The organism is Janthinobacterium amylolyticum, assembly GCF_051380655.1.
GTDB lineage: Bacteria > Pseudomonadota > Gammaproteobacteria > Burkholderiales > Burkholderiaceae_D > Janthinobacterium.
In genome coordinates this window covers 201,510-217,044 of sequence record NZ_JBNYXL010000003.1, presented here as the reverse complement: position 1 = coordinate 217,044, position 15,535 = coordinate 201,510, and the positions used below count along the sequence as shown (strand labels likewise).

Here is a 15,535-nt window from a genome sequence, read left to right as displayed (position 1 = left end):
TCGTCCTGAAACCGCGTCAAGCCGGCGTGGGCGTTTGCAGCCTCTTGTGACGATGTGTGAGTTTCTGGCTGCGAATTTGGTGCACACTTTGCCGGTCATCCAACCGGGAGCTGCACCATGACCAGGTCACATCGCCTGCCGCAACGCCTGCCAGGCAGCGGCTCCCGGGGTTTTTCGCTGCAGACCCTGGCTATCTCTTTTGTCGTCTTGGTGTGCCTGTCGCTGCTGGCGATCCAGTTATGGATGACCTGGCGCGCACGCGAAGTACAGCTGGACGAAGCCGCCCGGGGAAGTTCCAATCTGGCGCAATCCGTTGCTCAGCATGCTTATGACACCATCAAGGAGGCCGATACCGTATTGGTGGGGTTGGTGGAGCGCATGGAACATGACAGCGTCGACAGCGTTGGCAACGCCGAGCTTGAGCGTCTGCATGACTTACTGGTGCTGCGGGTAGCGGAGTTGCCGCAGCTGCATGGGATTTTTATCTATGACAAAGACGGCAACTGGCTGGCGAACTCCCAGAAGACGCTGCTGAAGAACCTGAATAATGCCGATCGGGAGTATTTCAAATTTCATCAACTGCATGCTGACTGCGGCCCCCCATGTCGGCCCGCCCGTGCGCAGTAAATCCACCGGCGACTGGATCGTGACGGTGTCGCGCCGTATCAATCTGTCCGATGGCAGTTTCGGCGGCGTCGTCCTGGCAACGATCAATATGCAGTATTTCAGGGAGTTTTATGAGCGTTTTGCCATAGGCGAACACGGCGCGATTTTTATTGCCAGCGGTAATGGCATTCTTTTGTTGAGAAGGCCATTCGACGAGAGTTATCTGGGAAGGGATATTTCAAAGCTTCCCGTATTCCATGATTATTTGCCCAAGAGCCCGGTTGGAACCGCCGTCATCAAGTCGGGGGTGGACGGCGTGACCCGTATCAACAGCTATCGCAGAATCAGCGGCTACCCCCTGGTGGTGTCTGCCGCATTTTCGCAGGATGAAGTGCTGGCCGAGTGGCGCCTTGACGCGGTGCTGCAAAATGCGGTGGGCGGGGTTCTGGTATTGCTGATTGCCTTCATCGGCTATCGCGTCGTGCGGCAAATCGATTTGCGGGAAAAGAGCGAAGCGGGACTGCTGGAGGCGCGTAACGAACTGGAATTGATTAATGAAACCCTGGCGCGTCTTGCCAACCAGGATGGATTGACCGGACTGGCGAACCGGCGCCATTTCGACCAGTCGCTCAGCGCCGAATTTAGCCGTGCACAGCGTGAAGATAGCGCGCTTGGACTGGTATTGCTCGATGTCGATTTCTTCAAGCAATACAACGACATCTATGGCCATGTGGCCGGGGATGAATGCCTGAGAAAAATTGGCAAGGTGGTGGCCTACAGCATGCGCCGGCCGGGTGACCTGGCAGCGCGTTATGGCGGCGAGGAAATGGTGGTGTTATTGCCGGGTACGGATCTGGCGGGCGCGCTGGCGGTGGCCGAAGGCGTCCGCCAGGCCGTGCAATCGCTGGGCATCGCGCATAGTGGCAATCTCCTCGGTGTCGTCACCGTGAGCATAGGCGTGGCCTCGTTGACGCCGGTGCATCTGAAAAATGAAGCAGTTGAACTGGTTGAACTTGCCGACAAGGCCTTGTATAAGGCGAAGGATGCAGGACGCAATCAGGTCTGTTCCCAGGCGCCGTCCTGGAGTACAGGACAGGCGGAAAACATGTTTGCTTTTCGATAGGCATTGCTGACGGAGCGGCATCGCCCTAACGGTGATTCTTGAATAATGAAGCGTCCCCCCGAGGGCAGACCTGAGTCCGGGGGAAGGAGCAGGGCGAGGGTCAGGTCCGTTATTCATACACGGCCTGAGCTATTGATATCGTCGTTAGGAAACCGCCTGCGGCGCAAGAGCCAGTCAGAGGAATCGGAGGAGGTTGCGCTTGCAGGCGCAACCCGGTTTTGCGGCGCCGAGCTGCGCTCGCCGAAGGCCCGCAAAACCCCCGCGCCCGTCCCGGACGCGGATGCGACGCCCGCGTTCTGCATGCACTGAATAAATAAAAAGGGCCTCCCCGCCAAAACGGGGAAGCCCTTTTTATTTATTCAGTGGTGGAGACGGCGGGAATCGAACCTACCGTAAACCTATATTTCTTGAGCATTTTGAGGCTTTTGCTGTCAAAATGCAGGCAATCGCCGAAGGTGGTGTCAATGTGATGGAGGAAACCACTTAGCTGATTGATACTCTCCTGCGATACCGAAATTTCATTGCTCAAGCTGTGAAAATCAATCGTCACGCATCTTTTCGTACACATGAAGATGGTAGCCGCAAAGGCCGCCATTCATTTGATCATCTTGATTCAGGGGTTCCTCGCAGACTTTACACTGAGAATAATCAAGAGTCGCATGACACCAACTGCATTCTTGCTCTTGAATTATAAAGGTGGATCGGCCGCATTCGTAACAATCCTCAACGCCAGGCTCACCGCCATCGCGCGGATCGTAGTCATAAGCGTCGTTCAATGCGTCGATCATGAGTGGCGCTATCAGGTCAACGTGACTGCATGCCATGCATTGGTATCTAAATATGTCATCCTGTCGGTCGACACCGTAACCTTCTTCTAAGTCTTCTGGATGAGGACTCAACAACGATGATCCACATTCTTCGCATCGGCACGCGTAAAGCCATGGCTGCATCTGTTCTGGAATATCAGCATTTGCCCAAGCAGCGGCGCATTCAGCGCTAATTTTCACGTAGAAATTGTGGCTCTCTAGCATGGTGGGCCAAGCTGCGCCCAAGAGTTCAGCTGGCTGCTTGTTAAGCTGTATTTGAACGAAATCTCGCAACACGGGAAAAAGTTCAGCAACGAATCCGGCAACTTCGCCCAGCGTATTGGCTGGGTGTAAATGTTCCAGATGGTTTCGACAATCCTGTAATTTATTGATTATTTTCCAATCCACATCGATATTGAAGCCTTTGAAGCGCTTTTGTATTGTGGCGACATCGATCGTTGTTCTCTTAAAATTGCCTGAGGGTTTCCATTCAACGCCTCCATTTCCATCCGAGTGTGGAAGAACTTCTGGTGGATTGAAGATGAGTGAAGATGCATCACTTGGCTCATCAACTGAGATAGCGATTTTGTATTTGAATAATAGTAGTACGCCAGCAAAAAGGTTGCGTACGGCTGACAATGCCCTTGCCGGATCACCTCCTTGATCCAGTGCCACCTGGCTACGTTGAAAGTCCTCTATTCCCAGACGTATAGACGTAAGAGCATTTTCTTGCAGTTTATCGGCATCTAAGTCCAGCGTCGCCATCTTCTACTCCCCTAGTTTTATTTGTAATTAATCAAGTGTTTTCATTGCAATATAGCAGAGCTTTTGCAAAGCAAAGGCAATCTGCCTTAGGGGCTTGAGTTGTCCGTCAGTGCTTCCAAAATCATCCTTTTTTCTCCTGTTGCCGCCGATGCAACTGAAGACGCTCCAGCGCTGCGATGGGGGTTCGAGGCTGAGCGGTAGGGAGAGGGGGCGGAAAGAGTAGGGAAAATGCACTTAATCGTTTAGATCCGCTAATTGACTCAAAAGTCAGAATTATTCTTATAAATATAGCAATTGAATCGCACTCATTCAGCTCGAACCGTTTGTAAGTTCGCAATGGAATATCACAATATTCAGCAAACTTTCGTTGGCTTAGTGATAATTTTTTTCGTTCAAGTCGTACAAGATCCGCAAGGCGGCCCCTCACTACATGGCTCTCAACACCGTTTGGAAAATTGAATCTGTCTTCCATTATTGAATAGTGCCAGATTTGGCACCAAAATTAGCGGGAAGTTTGAATTATCCACAGTTCGTTGTTTCAGGTGCATATAATTCGCCAACCCCTGGCAAATTGTTTTTAGAAAACAACGGCCGAAATGGCTTTAAGGATTTGTATGGTCGCCTTCAAGGCCTTGGCCGTCTCGCTGGACCCGCCCATGATTTTTTTCAGCGGGCCGGTCAGCTTGTCCAGCGCTGCAAACGTCACCTGTAACTTCAAATCCCGACCAGCCATCTATTCCGCTCCGCTTCGCTGCCTGGCGCGTTCGCGCCAGGCCATCAGTTCATCAATCGTAAAGCCGTCCATTGCTGCCGGCGTCCAGTGGAAGACGCCGGCAATGTCGGCCATGGCGTCTTCTACTTCGCCGGGGATACCGAAAGACGATCGGCTTTGCTCGCCAAAAAACCGGCAACCTCGGCGCCCACGGCCAAGCGCCCGCGCTGGCGCGGGCAGGGTGGTGATGGTGATTACGCCGCGATGCGCGAGGCGAAGTCGGCCAGGTAGCGGTCGGTAATGCGCTGCTGGAATTTCAGGTTTTCCAGCGGCGGCACGGGCGTGTACCAGGCCGTGCACGAATTCGACAAGGGCCGCGTGTTTCACCTCATGGAACCGGACGTCAACCAGGAGCTGTACGGCGTGCCGCAGTACTTGAGCGCGCTGCAATCGGCCTGGCTCAACGAGGCGGCCACCCTGTTTCGCCGCAAGTACTACAAGAACGGCTCGCACGCCGGTTTCGTGTTCTACATGACGGACGCCGCGGCCAACACGCAGGACGTGGACAACCTGCGCCAGGCCATGCGCGACAGCAAGGGGCCGGGCAACTTCCGCAACCTGTTCATGTACGCGCCGAACGGCAAGAAGGACGGTATCCAGATTTTGCCGGTGTCGGACGTGGCCGCGAAAGACGAGTTTTTCAACATCAAGAGCGTCACGCGCGACGACCAGCTGGCCGCGCACCGCGTGCCGCCGCAGCTGATGGGCATCTTGCCAAACAATGCCGGCGGCTTCGGCGCCGTCGAACCGGCCGCGCGCGTATTCGCTCGCAATGAGCTGGTGCCCCTGCAGGCGCAGTTCGAAGCGATCAACGAGTGGGCCGGCGTGGAAGTGGTGCGTTTCGCCCCGTATGACCTGGCCACAGGCGGGGAGGGCGCGGCATGAGCGATCATATCGACAACACGGACAAGATCATCTTCGCGGAGGTGGCGCGGGGCCTGGCTGCCGTGCGCCGCCGGCCCGCCCTGGTGGCGCACGGCTGCTGCCACTACTGCGACGAGGCACTGGCGCCCGCGCTACTGTTCTGCGATGTGGACTGCCGCGATGACTACGAGAAGGAACAGGCGGCCAAGGCGCGCGCCGGCCGCGCGGGGTGACCGCCACGCCTCGATAGCTGGCAGGGCAGGGCAGCGACAGTTCCACCGCGCCAGAGCACCCCAGCCACCGCGCAAGCCGCCCATGAGGCGGCTTTTTCACGACCTGACGATTGATGTTGCTATGGATGCAAGAAAAAGCCCCATTTCGGCCCGGCGCGCGCAGTTGTCCCCCCTCCACACCTGCCCGCTATATAGGGCTCTTTTGACTCAAATTTGCGCCATGGCCGAAGGCGCATGAGGACTGGCGCGGCGGGGCGAAGAGGGGGCATGCGATTTGACGCATTTTGACGCACTTTGAGCGACTTTTCGTGCGGGTAGTGCTGCCGCGTAGAAACGGCGTTATTTTTTGCTCTGAGAGCGTGTATGCGCCTGTCGTTCGCCTTCAACTGGAGTGGTCTGTTTGGCGATGTGTCCAGGACATCGTGCTGATGATGCCCCTTAATTGTATGTATAATTGGTATTGAAATACTACAATTGCTCTAGCTACCGCCACCGATGAGCTAAAGTATTGTCCATTAGAGTATGTTTGCCATAGGCATTCTCGTTGTAACTAGTCAATTAAATTCAAGACAGATGGCCATGGTAACCCAACGCTCCCCGCAACGAGTCATGATCGTTGACGATAATCGTGATGCCGCTGATCTGATATCTGAATTCCTTATGATGTTAGGGTATGAAGCGATACCCGTTTATAGTGGAATTGATGCCCTTGAGAGGGCAGAGACATTCGACCCCAATGTTATATTTCTTGATTTGGGTATGCCCAAGATGAATGGTTTGCAAGTGGCCTTCGCTCTAAAGCAGACTTCAAAATTTCGGGATGTCCGGCTCATTGCACTTACGGCATGGGGGGATGAGTCGACGAGGGCTCAAACATTAGCTATCGGATTCGACCATCATCTAGTGAAACCAGCCGACCTGAATGAAATTCTGAAGCTATTGGATTCGTGCGCTTAAAGTAAGCATGGAGACAATCGTTAGGTGAAAAAAAGGCTGTCATTTTGTTGTCATTCCTAGGCTAATACAGCCCAAAAACAACCCAAATAATGACAGCCTTGTTCTTGCTAACTACTTGATTTTAAACAATTCAGTGGTGGAGACGGCGGGAATCGAACCCGCGTCCGCAAGCACTCCACAGACAGTTCTACATACTTAGCACTATCATTTAATTTAACTCAGCCAGCACGGATGTGCACGTTATGGGCAAGCGAGTTACCTATTATTTAGTCGGACGCTAAGTAACCCAGCATACGACGAGTCCCTGTAAATGACTCTAGAGCTTTTGACGGCCCACCCCAGGGACGAGGTGTTCTAGAGCTAACAGCGATTAAGCTGCCAGTGCGTACGAGTTATCGTTTGCAGTTAAGTTTTTTCTGGGTGTATTTACGAGGTAACCAGCCCTCGGTATGCCCTGCGCTGCTTTGCAACCCACGTCGAAACCAGGTCGTCCCCACAGAACCTTCATTGTAGCGCAATCTTCATACTCTTGCATGATGCATTCGCGCCATCGACGTGAGGGGGCTGAACCGACGGATCAGGCTCCGGCTTTCCGCCGTGAAAAGGCATGCGCCTCAAGCTGCCAGTTGCCGCTCCTGCGCCGCCTTCACCACCACGCTCACCAGTTCCAGCAAGGCTTGCGGCGTGTCCAGCAGGTGGTCGGCGTTCCAGTGCTGCGGCTCGACGGGGCCGCAGTAGCCCCAGGCGCAGGCCACCGTGCGCATGCCGGCGGCGCGGCCGGCCTGGATGTCGCGCAGGTCGTCGCCCACGTACCAGCAATCCTGCGGCGCCAGGTCCAGACGGCGGGCCGCTTCCAGCAGGGGGGCGGGGTGGGGTTTCGGGTGCGCCATGGTGTCGCCCGAGATCACGCAGCCGGCCGCGCCCAGGCCGATCTGGCCGACCAGCGGATCGGTGAAGCGGGCCGCCTTGTTGGTGACCACGCCCCAGGCCAGGCCCAAGGCTTGCAGCCCTTCCAGCAGGGCGGGGATGCCGTCGAACAAACGGCTTTCCACCGCCAGGGCCGCTTCGTAGTTGGAAAGAAAAGCGTCTTTCAGGGCTTCGTAGCCGATTTCGCCGGGCGCGATGCCATACGACGCGCCTATCATGCCGCGCGCGCCGGCCGAGGCGGTGGGGCGCAGGATGTCGTACGGGGTCGGCGCCAGGCCGGCGCGCGAACGCAGCAGGTTGATGGCGGCCGCCAGGTCGGGCGCGGTGTCGGCCAGGGTGCCGTCAAGGTCGAACAGGATGGCGCGCGGGGCTGGCAGGAGGTCTGTGGTCATGGCGGCAATTGTGTCAAGTAGGAATGAAAAATGGCGGCCGCAGCCGCCTTGTTTTGTGCGTGATGGTTACACGGGCCGGGTGCAGGCCACCAAATAATTGACGCTGGTGTCGTTATTAAGTGAGTAAATCTTGGTCAAGGGATTGTAGCCCATGCCGCGCATGCTGTTGACGTCCAGGCCGGCGCTGCGCACGTACTGCGACAGTTCCGCCGGGGTGATGAATTTGTCGTAGTCGTGCGTGCCCTTGGGCAGCAGGCGCAGGATATATTCCGCCCCCAGGATGGCGAACAGATAGGCTTTCGGGTTGCGGTTCAGGGTCGACAGGAAGACGTGGCCGCCCGGCTTCACCAGCGTCGCGCAGGCCTTGACGATGGCGGCCGGGTCCGGCACGTGCTCGAGCATTTCCATGCAGGTGACGACGTCGTACTGGCCCGGCTCTTCCTCGGCCATGGCTTCGGCGGCGATCAGCTTGTAGCGCACCTTGGCGCCCGATTCCAGGCTGTGCAGGTCGGCCACTTTCAGGGCCTTGTCGGACAGGTCGATGCCCGTCACGTCGGCACCCTTGCGGGCCATCGATTCGGCCAGGATGCCGCCGCCGCAGCCGATGTCGATCACGCGCTTGCCGGCCAGCGGCACTTTCGCGTTGATCCATTCCAGGCGCAGGGGGTTAATTTCGTGCAGGGGACGAAACTCGGAAGTGGGGTCCCACCAGCGGTGGGCCAGCTCACTGAATTTTTGGATTTCAAGAGGGTCGGCGTTCATAGGTCGAATAATAGCGGCAATTTTACAATTGGGCAGCCACGGACGAAAAAAAACCCCGCCGTAGCGGGGTTTTTTCATGCAGTCCTTGACTTGCGCGGTAACTTGCGGCAAGCGTCCGGTTAGCGGCTCAGCTATTACTTGTTGCGGGTACCGACAACTTCGATTTCCACGCGACGGTTTTTAGCACGGCCTTCAGCGTTAGCGTTGCTAGCGACTGGTTGTTTTTCGCCTTTGCCTTCGGTGTACACGCGGTTGCTTTCAACGCCTTTGGAAACCAGGTAGGCTTTGACAGCATCAGCACGACGTACCGACAGTTTTTGGTTGTAAGCATCGGTGCCGACGGAGTCGGTGTGACCCACAGCGATGATGACTTCCAGGTTGATGCCGCCCAGTTGTGCGGTCAGCTCGTCCAGCTTGGCTTTGCCTTCTGGCTTCAGCGTCGCTTTGTCGAAATCGAAGAATGCATCAGCAGCGAAGCTGACTTTTTCCGAGGTAGGAGCAACGACGACTGGTGCTGGTACCACGACGGCTGGTGCTGGAGCAACGACTGGTGGCGGAGGTGGAGCCACGCATTTGCCGTCTTGCAGAGTTTCTGGCTCTACGCACAGGGGTACGTCGCAACCTGGCACCGCGTCAGCAGGTGTCCAGTAACCGGTACGCCAGCACAGGCCGAATGGGTCACGCACGATAACGCCGCGAGCATCTTGCACGTAAGCGCTTTTTGGGCTTGGTGCTTTGATGTCAGTAGTAACTGGCGCGAACGGTGGGGAGGTTGGGGTTTGGGCCGAAGCCGAGCCAGCAATCACTGCGGATGCAGCGAAAAACAGCGTTACAAATTTATTCATTCTTTTTTCCTTTCGGGGGGTGATATCCGCAGAACAACACTGCGCTACTGGTGCTACGTGCCAAGATTTTATCATGTAGACCATATGCGCTCGTTTCAGATTGCGAAACTAGCAATTAACTTCCCAGTCATTTTGCCACACGCATCAGGGGCACACGACCGTGGTTAAATCAAAGCTTGCCCGATTTTAGACCGCACGTTGTTTTTGCGCAACGGAAATGCCCATTTGTAACGCGTCTGTAACAATTGATCGCTTTTTTTGCCACTTTTAAGGGCAGAAGTGTTGAACTGATATTGCCATTGTGCATTATCGACAAGCAGCCACGCACACTGACGGTGCAAACTGACAATATTGCTGGTCTGGCCAATTTGTACAGTGAGCGGGGCGCGCATGCTAAAATCGTGCGCTTGACTGTTACGATTACCAAACAAAAAGTGCACGGCGGCGCGGCATGGCCTGGACGTACCGACGGTACGGCTGGCGGCTTTGTCCCTGTCCTGTCCATTTTTTGCTTGGCACTCCGCCATAACAGCCACCCAGGATATGCAGTATTGCGTCATACATTGCGTAGCAGATAAGTTAACCACAGCCTGAGAGCAGTCGAACCGCCAATGGATCAATTCGCAAAAGAAACAATTCCAATTTCCCTCGAAGAAGAGATGCGCAAGAGTTACCTCGATTACGCCATGAGCGTGATCGTCGGGCGCGCCTTGCCGGATGCGCGCGATGGCTTGAAGCCAGTGCACCGCCGCGTCTTGTTCGCGATGCATGAAATGAACAACGTGTGGAACCGCCCTTACGTCAAGTGCGCCCGCGTGGTCGGCGAAACCATGGGTAAGTATCACCCCCACGGCGACGCCTCGATCTACGACACCTTGGTGCGCATGGCGCAAGATTTTTCGCTGCGTTACACCCTCGTCGATGGCCAGGGCAACTTCGGTTCCGTTGACGGCGACGCCGCCGCCGCGATGCGCTACACCGAGTGCCGCCTGGACAAGATCGCCGCCGAGCTGCTGGCCGATATCGACAAGGACACCGTCGACTTCCAGCCCAACTATGACGGCAAGGAAAAGGAACCGACGGTCTTGCCGACGAAGATCCCGAACCTGCTGATCAATGGCTCGTCCGGTATCGCGGTCGGCATGGCGACGAACATTCCGCCGCACAACATCACCGAAGTGATCGATGGCGCGCTGCACGTGCTGCGCAATCCGGAATGCACGATCGATGAACTGATCGAGCTCATTCCCGCGCCCGATTTTCCGACCGCCGGCATCATCTACGGCGTGTCCGGCGTGCGCGACGGCTACCGCACGGGCCGTGGCCGCGTGGTCATGCGCGCCAAGACGCACTTTGAAGAATACGGCAAGGATGGCGGCCGCATCGCCATCATCGTTGACGAGCTGCCATTCCAGGTCAACAAGAAATCCTTGCTCGAACGCATCGCCGAAAACGTGCGCGACAAGAAGCTGGACGGCATTTCCGACATCCGCGACGAGTCCGACAAGTCGGGCATGCGCGTAGTGATCGAGCTGAAACGCGGCGAAGTGCCGGAAGTGGTGCTCAACAATCTGTACAAGCAGACCCAGTTGCAAGACACCTTCGGCATGAACATGGTGGCGCTGGTCGATGGCCAGCCGAAGCTGCTGAACCTCAAGCAGATGCTGCAATGCTTCCTGTCGCACCGCCGCGAAGTCGTCACGCGCCGCACCGTGTTCGAACTGCGCAAGGCGCGCGAACGCGGCCACGTGCTCGAAGGCCTGGCCGTTGCCCTGGCCAACATCGATGACTTCATCGCCATCATCAAGGCCGCGCCGACGCCGCCGATCGCCAAGGTCGAGCTGATGGCGCGTCCATGGGATTCGTCCGTCGTGCGCGAAATGCTGGCCCGCACGGGCGACGGCAATACGCCAGGCGGCGTGGATGCCTATCGTCCGGAAAACCTGCCGAAGCACTACGGCATGCAGGCCGATGGCCTGTACAAGCTGTCGGACGACCAGGCGCAGGAAATCCTGCAGATGCGTCTGCAACGCCTGACCGGTCTGGAGCAGGACAAGATCGTCAACGAGTACAAGGACGTGATGGCGCACATCGCCGACTTGCTCGACATCCTGGCCAAGCCGGAGCGCGTCACCGTCATCATCACCGATGAAATGACCCTGGCGAAAAACGAATACGGCGTCGGCAACAAGGACGTGCGCCGCTCGCAGATCGAACTGAACGCGACCGACCTGGAAACGGAAGACCTGATTACGCCGCAGGACATGGTCGTGACCCTGTCGCACACCGGCTACATGAAGGCGCAGCCGATTTCCGAATACCGCGCGCAAAAACGCGGTGGCCGCGGCAAGCAGGCGATGGCGACGAAAGAGGAAGACTGGATCGACCAGCTGTTCATCGCCAATACGCACGACTACATCCTGTGCTTCTCGGATCGTGGCCGCATGTACTGGCTGAAGGTATGGGAAGTGCCGCAAGGCTCGCGCAACTCGCGCGGCAAGCCGATCGTCAACATGTTCCCGCTGCAGGACAACGAAAAGATCACCGTGATCCTGCCGCTGTCGGGCGAGAATCGCACCTTCCCGGAAGACCATTACGTCTTCATGTCGACCAGCCTGGGTACCGTGAAAAAGACGCCGCTGAAGGACTTCAGCAATCCACGCAAGGCCGGCATCATCGCGGTCGACCTGGACGACGGCGACTTCCTGATTGGCGCCGCGCTGACCGATGGCCAGCACGACGTGATGCTGTTCTCCGATTCGGGCAAGGCAGTGCGCTTCGACGAAAACGATGTGCGTCCGATGGGCCGTACGGCGCGCGGCGTGCGCGGCATGAACCTGGAAGAAGGGCAGCACGTGATCGCCCTGCTGGTGGCCGAGAACGAGCAGCAGTCGGTGCTGACGGCCACGGAAAACGGCTACGGCAAGCGTACGCCGATCACCGAGTACACGCGCCATGGCCGTGGCACGAAAGGCATGATCGCCATCCAGACCAGCGAGCGTAACGGTAAAGTGGTTGCCGCGACCCTGGTCGACACCAGCGATGAAATCATGCTGATCACCACCGGTGGCGTGCTGATCCGCACCCGCGTGTCGGAAATCCGCGAGATGGGCCGCGCGACGCAGGGCGTGACCCTGATCGCCGTGGAAGACGGCACCAAGCTGTCCGGCCTGCAGCGCGTGGTGGAGACGGATATCGACGAAGTCGAGCTGACGACGGAGGCGGGCACGGATGCCGCGCCGGCGCCGGCTGAACCAGCCGAACCTGTCGACCCGGCCCAGCCGGAGTAAGATGATTGGGGCTCTTTCGGGAGCCCCAATTGCTATTGGCGCGCCATGTGCGCCGCCAGCAGCGTTTCGTAGGTCGGGTTAGCCCGTCGGGCGTAACCCGACATGCATCGCCGGCACTGTCTATTTACAAGTCACTCAACATCCCGCAAGCCATGAGAAAAATCGTCGCCACCTTCTTCGCCGCGTTTTCGCTGGCCTTCCTTGCGACCCTGCCGGCCCTGGCCCAGAGCGCGCAAGCCACGCCGGCCCGCCAGGCAGCGCCCAGCCCCGCCATGAAAGTGGCCGTGCGGCGCATGCTCGACGCGATGCAGTTCCCGCAACTGACGCGCAATATCTTCGACCAGATGCTGCAATCGGTGCCGGCCATGATCCGCCAGTCGGCGCAGCAGCAAATCAGCATGGATCCGAAGCTCGATGCGCAGCGCAAGGCGCGCGCGCTGGCCAACGCCGAGGAAGAGATCCCCCTGGCCATCGCCACCCTGACGCAGGTGCTGGCCGACCCGACCCTGATCGAGGAACTGGGCGACGAGATGGTGCCGCTGTACGCGCGCTTTTACACGGTGCAGGAAGTCGAGCAGCTGACAGCGTTCTACCAGACACCGCTGGGACGCAAGATGCTCTCCACCATGCCGCAGCTGTCGGCCGAATCGATGGCCATCAGCCAGCGCGTGCTGATTCCGCGCGTGAACGCCGTGCTGGACCAGGTCATGCGGGCGGCCACGCAGTCGCCTCAATAATTCCCATTTTTGCCAAGGACCGTATCGTGAGCCACATCTATAATTTTTCCGCCGGCCCTGCCGTGCTGCCCAAGGAAGTGCTGGCGCAAGCGGCAGCCGAGATGCAGGACTGGCATGGCAGCGGCATGTCGGTGATGGAAATGAGCCACCGTGGTCCCGAGTTCATCTCCATCTACCAACAGGCCGTGGCCGACCTGCGCGAGCTGCTGGCCGTGCCGCAGAACTACAAGATCCTGTTCCTGCAGGGCGGTGGCCTGGGCGAGAACGCCATCATTCCCATGAACCTGGTGGGCCATGGCGCCACCCAGCCGGTGACCGTCGACTTCGTGCACACGGGTTCGTGGTCGGGCAAGTCGATCCAGGAAGCGGCCAAGTATGCCAACGTGAACGTGGCGGCATCGTCCAAGGCCGCCCATTTCACGGGCGTGCCGCCCGTCTCCGAATGGCAGCTGACGCCAGGCGCCGCCTACCTGCACATCTGCACCAATGAGACCATCGATGGCGTGGAATTCCAGCAGGCGCCAGCCGTGCCGGCAGGCACCACCATCGTGGCCGACATGTCTTCGCACATCCTGTCGCGCGTGATCGACGTGTCGCAGTACGGCGTCATCTTCGGCGGCGCGCAAAAAAATATCGGACCGGCCGGCCTGACGGTGGTCATCGTGCGCGAAGACTTGCTGGGCAAGGCGCTGCCGATCTGCCCGTCCGCTTTCGACTGGACCATCGTGGCCGAACATGAGTCGATGTACAACACGCCGCCCACCTACGGCATCTATATCGCCGGCCTGGTTTTCCAGTGGCTCAAACGCCAGGGTGGCGTTGCAGCCATGGAACAGCGTAATATTGAGAAAGCGGCTCTGCTGTACGCGGCGCTCGACGCGGACGACTTCTACCAGAACCGGGTCGCCCCTGAATACCGCTCGCGCATGACCATCCCGTTCTACCTGCGCGATGAAAGTCTGAACGACGCATTCCTGGCCGGCGCCAAGCAGCGCGGCCTGCTGCAACTGAAGGGCCACAAGTCCGTCGGCGGCATGCGTGCATCGATCTATAACGCGATGCCGATCGAGGGCGTGCAAGCCTTAGTGAATTATCTGAACGAGTTTGCCGGACGCTAGAACGCCTGCCAAAAAGTCCAGGGCGCTGTTGCATTGCCTTGCCGTACCTTCGTACTGCCAGCGGCAACGCGCCTAGCCCTGATCATTTTGTCCGGCATTCTCATGAATATGCGCGCCGGCCCGCCGCCGGCGCAGGCCGCGCGGCAATGATTGAAGTACAGCTGACCAAACAAACCAACCATGACCGATAAATTGAAACCGCTGCGCGAACAGATCGATGTGATCGACGCGCAAATCCTCGAGCTGCTGAACCGCCGCGCGCAAATCGCCCAGGAAGTGGGCCATGTGAAGGCCGAGACCCAGGCGCCCGTGTTCCGTCCCGAGCGCGAGGCGCAAGTGCTGCGCGGCGTGGCCGAGCGCAACCCCGGTCCCATGGGCGACCGCGAAGTGCAAACCATCTTCCGCGAAATCATGTCGTCCTGCCGCTCGCTGGAGAAACGGGTTACCGTGGCCTATCTTGGCCCGGCCGGCACCTTCAGCGAGCAGGCCGTGTATCAGCAGTTCGGCAGCGCCGTCGAAGGCTTGCCGTGCGCGTCCATCGATGAAGTATTCCGTTCCGCCGAAGCGGGGACGGCGGACTTCGGCGTCGTGCCGATCGAGAACTCCTCGGAAGGCGCCGTCAACCGCACCCTCGACATGATGCTGCAGACGAGTCTCATCATCAGCGGCGAGGTGGCGATCGCCGTGCACCACAGCCTGATGACGAAGAGCGGCAACATGGATGGCGTCACGTCCATCTGCGCCCATTCGCAGGCGCTGGCGCAGTGCCAGGTGTGGCTGAACCAGAATTACCCGCACATCGAGCGCCGCGCCGTGGCCTCGAACGCCGAGGCGGCGCGCATGGCCGGCGAAGATGGCACGGTGGCCGCCATCGCCAGCGAACTGGCCGGCGCGCAGTACAAGCTGGGCGTGGTGAAAGGGCATATCCAGGACGACCCGCACAACCGCACGCGCTTTGCCGTCGTCGGCACCTTGCAGACGGCGCCGTCCGGCAAGGACCAGACCTCGCTGGTACTGGCCGTGCCGAACAAGGCGGGCGCCGTGTACCAGCTGCTGGCGCCCCTGGCCAGGCACGGCGTGTCGATGACGCGCTTCGAGTCGCGCCCGGCGCGCATGGGCAGCTGGGAGTATTATTTCTATGTCGACGTGGAAGGCCACGTGCACGACGCCGCCGTCGCCCAGGCGCTGGGCGAGCTGCAGAGCAATGCGGCATTTTTCAAGGTGCTGGGGTCGTATCCGGTCAGTCTGTGACTTCGATTGATGCCGGTGGTGGTGTCGGATTACGCTCCGCTAATCCGACCTACCCGACATACGGTAAGCTGTAGGTTGGGTTAGCGC

Annotated in this window: 16 protein-coding genes, 1 other RNA gene and 1 pseudogene; 9 read left to right on the top strand and 9 right to left on the bottom strand. The window is 58.4% G+C overall.

Annotated elements, in window-relative coordinates:
* Window positions 1-117 precede the first annotated feature (117 nt).
* Together ACQ4WR_RS07500 and ACQ4WR_RS07495 are read left to right on the top strand one after the other, a co-directional pair.
* Entirely contained in the window at window positions 118-627 is a 510-nt protein-coding gene (locus ACQ4WR_RS07500; RefSeq protein WP_436486356.1) for a PDC sensor domain-containing protein, read from the top strand.
* Window positions 584-1,729, top strand: a complete 1,146-nt coding sequence (locus tag ACQ4WR_RS07495) for a sensor domain-containing diguanylate cyclase (protein ID WP_436486355.1) — start codon at window positions 584-586, stop codon at window positions 1,727-1,729. The genes ACQ4WR_RS07500 and ACQ4WR_RS07495 overlap by 44 nt, the downstream gene beginning before the upstream one ends.
* 355 nt (window positions 1,730-2,084) lie before the next feature.
* Here the strand turns inward: ACQ4WR_RS07495 and ACQ4WR_RS07490 are convergent, their stop codons facing one another.
* The 4 genes from ACQ4WR_RS07490 to ACQ4WR_RS07475 form a co-directional block, all read right to left on the bottom strand.
* Window positions 2,085-2,279 (bottom strand): hypothetical protein, encoded by a 195-nt coding sequence (locus ACQ4WR_RS07490; protein ID WP_436486353.1) that lies wholly within the window; start codon window positions 2,277-2,279, stop codon window positions 2,085-2,087.
* The gene (locus tag ACQ4WR_RS07485) at window positions 2,269-3,300 is read right to left on the bottom strand and encodes a hypothetical protein (protein ID WP_436486351.1); all 1,032 of its coding nucleotides are present in this window, start codon (window positions 3,298-3,300) and stop codon (window positions 2,269-2,271) included. The genes ACQ4WR_RS07490 and ACQ4WR_RS07485 overlap by 11 nt, the downstream gene beginning before the upstream one ends.
* Before the next feature lie 577 nt (window positions 3,301-3,877).
* The gene (locus ACQ4WR_RS07480; protein ID WP_436486350.1) at window positions 3,878-4,006 is read right to left on the bottom strand and encodes a hypothetical protein; all 129 of its coding nucleotides are present in this window, start codon (window positions 4,004-4,006) and stop codon (window positions 3,878-3,880) included.
* Window positions 4,007-4,033: 27 nt separating this feature from the next.
* On the bottom strand, window positions 4,034-4,147 hold the full coding sequence (locus ACQ4WR_RS07475; RefSeq protein WP_071650284.1) for a GpE family phage tail protein: 114 nt from the start codon (window positions 4,145-4,147) through the stop codon (window positions 4,034-4,036).
* A gap of 234 nt (window positions 4,148-4,381) precedes the next feature.
* Here ACQ4WR_RS07475 and ACQ4WR_RS07470 point away from each other — a divergent pair.
* The 3 genes and pseudogenes from ACQ4WR_RS07470 to ACQ4WR_RS07460 form a co-directional block, all read left to right on the top strand.
* Window positions 4,382-4,957 (top strand): annotated as a pseudogene (locus ACQ4WR_RS07470) (phage portal protein); the annotation flags it as partial.
* Window positions 4,954-5,169 carry a hypothetical protein gene (locus ACQ4WR_RS07465; RefSeq protein WP_436486348.1) on the top strand — a complete coding sequence of 72 codons (216 nt, stop codon included), beginning with the start codon at window positions 4,954-4,956 and terminating at the stop codon, window positions 5,167-5,169. The pseudogene ACQ4WR_RS07470 and the gene ACQ4WR_RS07465, both read left to right, overlap by 4 nt.
* Window positions 5,170-5,778: 609 nt before the next feature.
* On the top strand, window positions 5,779-6,126 hold the full coding sequence (locus ACQ4WR_RS07460; RefSeq protein ID WP_436486346.1) for a response regulator: 348 nt from the start codon (window positions 5,779-5,781) through the stop codon (window positions 6,124-6,126).
* Window positions 6,127-6,260: 134 nt separating this feature from the next.
* On the opposite strand, the gene ssrA is transcribed toward ACQ4WR_RS07460, so the two are convergent.
* From ssrA to ACQ4WR_RS07435, 5 genes are all read right to left on the bottom strand, one after another.
* Window positions 6,261-6,621: a transfer-messenger RNA gene (ssrA, locus tag ACQ4WR_RS07455) on the bottom strand.
* A 119-nt stretch (window positions 6,622-6,740) separates the two neighbouring features.
* Window positions 6,741-7,445 carry an HAD family hydrolase gene (locus ACQ4WR_RS07450; RefSeq protein WP_436486344.1) on the bottom strand — a complete coding sequence of 235 codons (705 nt, stop codon included), beginning with the start codon at window positions 7,443-7,445 and terminating at the stop codon, window positions 6,741-6,743.
* 66 nt (window positions 7,446-7,511) lie between these two features.
* Window positions 7,512-8,207, bottom strand: coding sequence for a bifunctional 2-polyprenyl-6-hydroxyphenol methylase/3-demethylubiquinol 3-O-methyltransferase UbiG (ubiG, locus tag ACQ4WR_RS07445; protein WP_102292892.1), 696 nt, complete (start codon window positions 8,205-8,207; stop codon window positions 7,512-7,514).
* A gap of 134 nt (window positions 8,208-8,341) precedes the next feature.
* The gene (gene ompA / locus ACQ4WR_RS07440) at window positions 8,342-9,052 is read right to left on the bottom strand and encodes an outer membrane protein OmpA (RefSeq protein WP_436486342.1); all 711 of its coding nucleotides are present in this window, start codon (window positions 9,050-9,052) and stop codon (window positions 8,342-8,344) included.
* A 164-nt stretch (window positions 9,053-9,216) separates the two neighbouring features.
* Entirely contained in the window at window positions 9,217-9,612 is a 396-nt protein-coding gene (locus ACQ4WR_RS07435; RefSeq protein WP_436486340.1) for a hypothetical protein, read from the bottom strand.
* 51 nt (window positions 9,613-9,663) lie between these two features.
* Here ACQ4WR_RS07435 and gyrA point away from each other — a divergent pair, with 51 nt between their 5' ends.
* The 4 genes from gyrA (at window position 9,664) to pheA (ending at window position 15,448) form a co-directional block, all read left to right on the top strand.
* Window positions 9,664-12,342: a DNA gyrase subunit A gene (gene gyrA / locus ACQ4WR_RS07430; protein WP_102292894.1), complete on the top strand. Its 2,679-nt coding sequence runs from the start codon at window positions 9,664-9,666 to the stop codon at window positions 12,340-12,342.
* Between the two features lie 152 nt (window positions 12,343-12,494).
* Window positions 12,495-13,079, top strand: coding sequence for a DUF2059 domain-containing protein (locus ACQ4WR_RS07425; RefSeq protein ID WP_436486338.1), 585 nt, complete (start codon window positions 12,495-12,497; stop codon window positions 13,077-13,079).
* A gap of 26 nt (window positions 13,080-13,105) precedes the next feature.
* On the top strand, window positions 13,106-14,197 hold the full coding sequence (gene serC / locus ACQ4WR_RS07420; protein WP_436486336.1) for a 3-phosphoserine/phosphohydroxythreonine transaminase: 1,092 nt from the start codon (window positions 13,106-13,108) through the stop codon (window positions 14,195-14,197).
* Window positions 14,198-14,377: 180 nt separating this feature from the next.
* Entirely contained in the window at window positions 14,378-15,448 is a 1,071-nt protein-coding gene (gene pheA / locus ACQ4WR_RS07415) for a prephenate dehydratase (protein ID WP_436486334.1), read from the top strand.
* Window positions 15,449-15,535 lie beyond the last annotated feature (87 nt).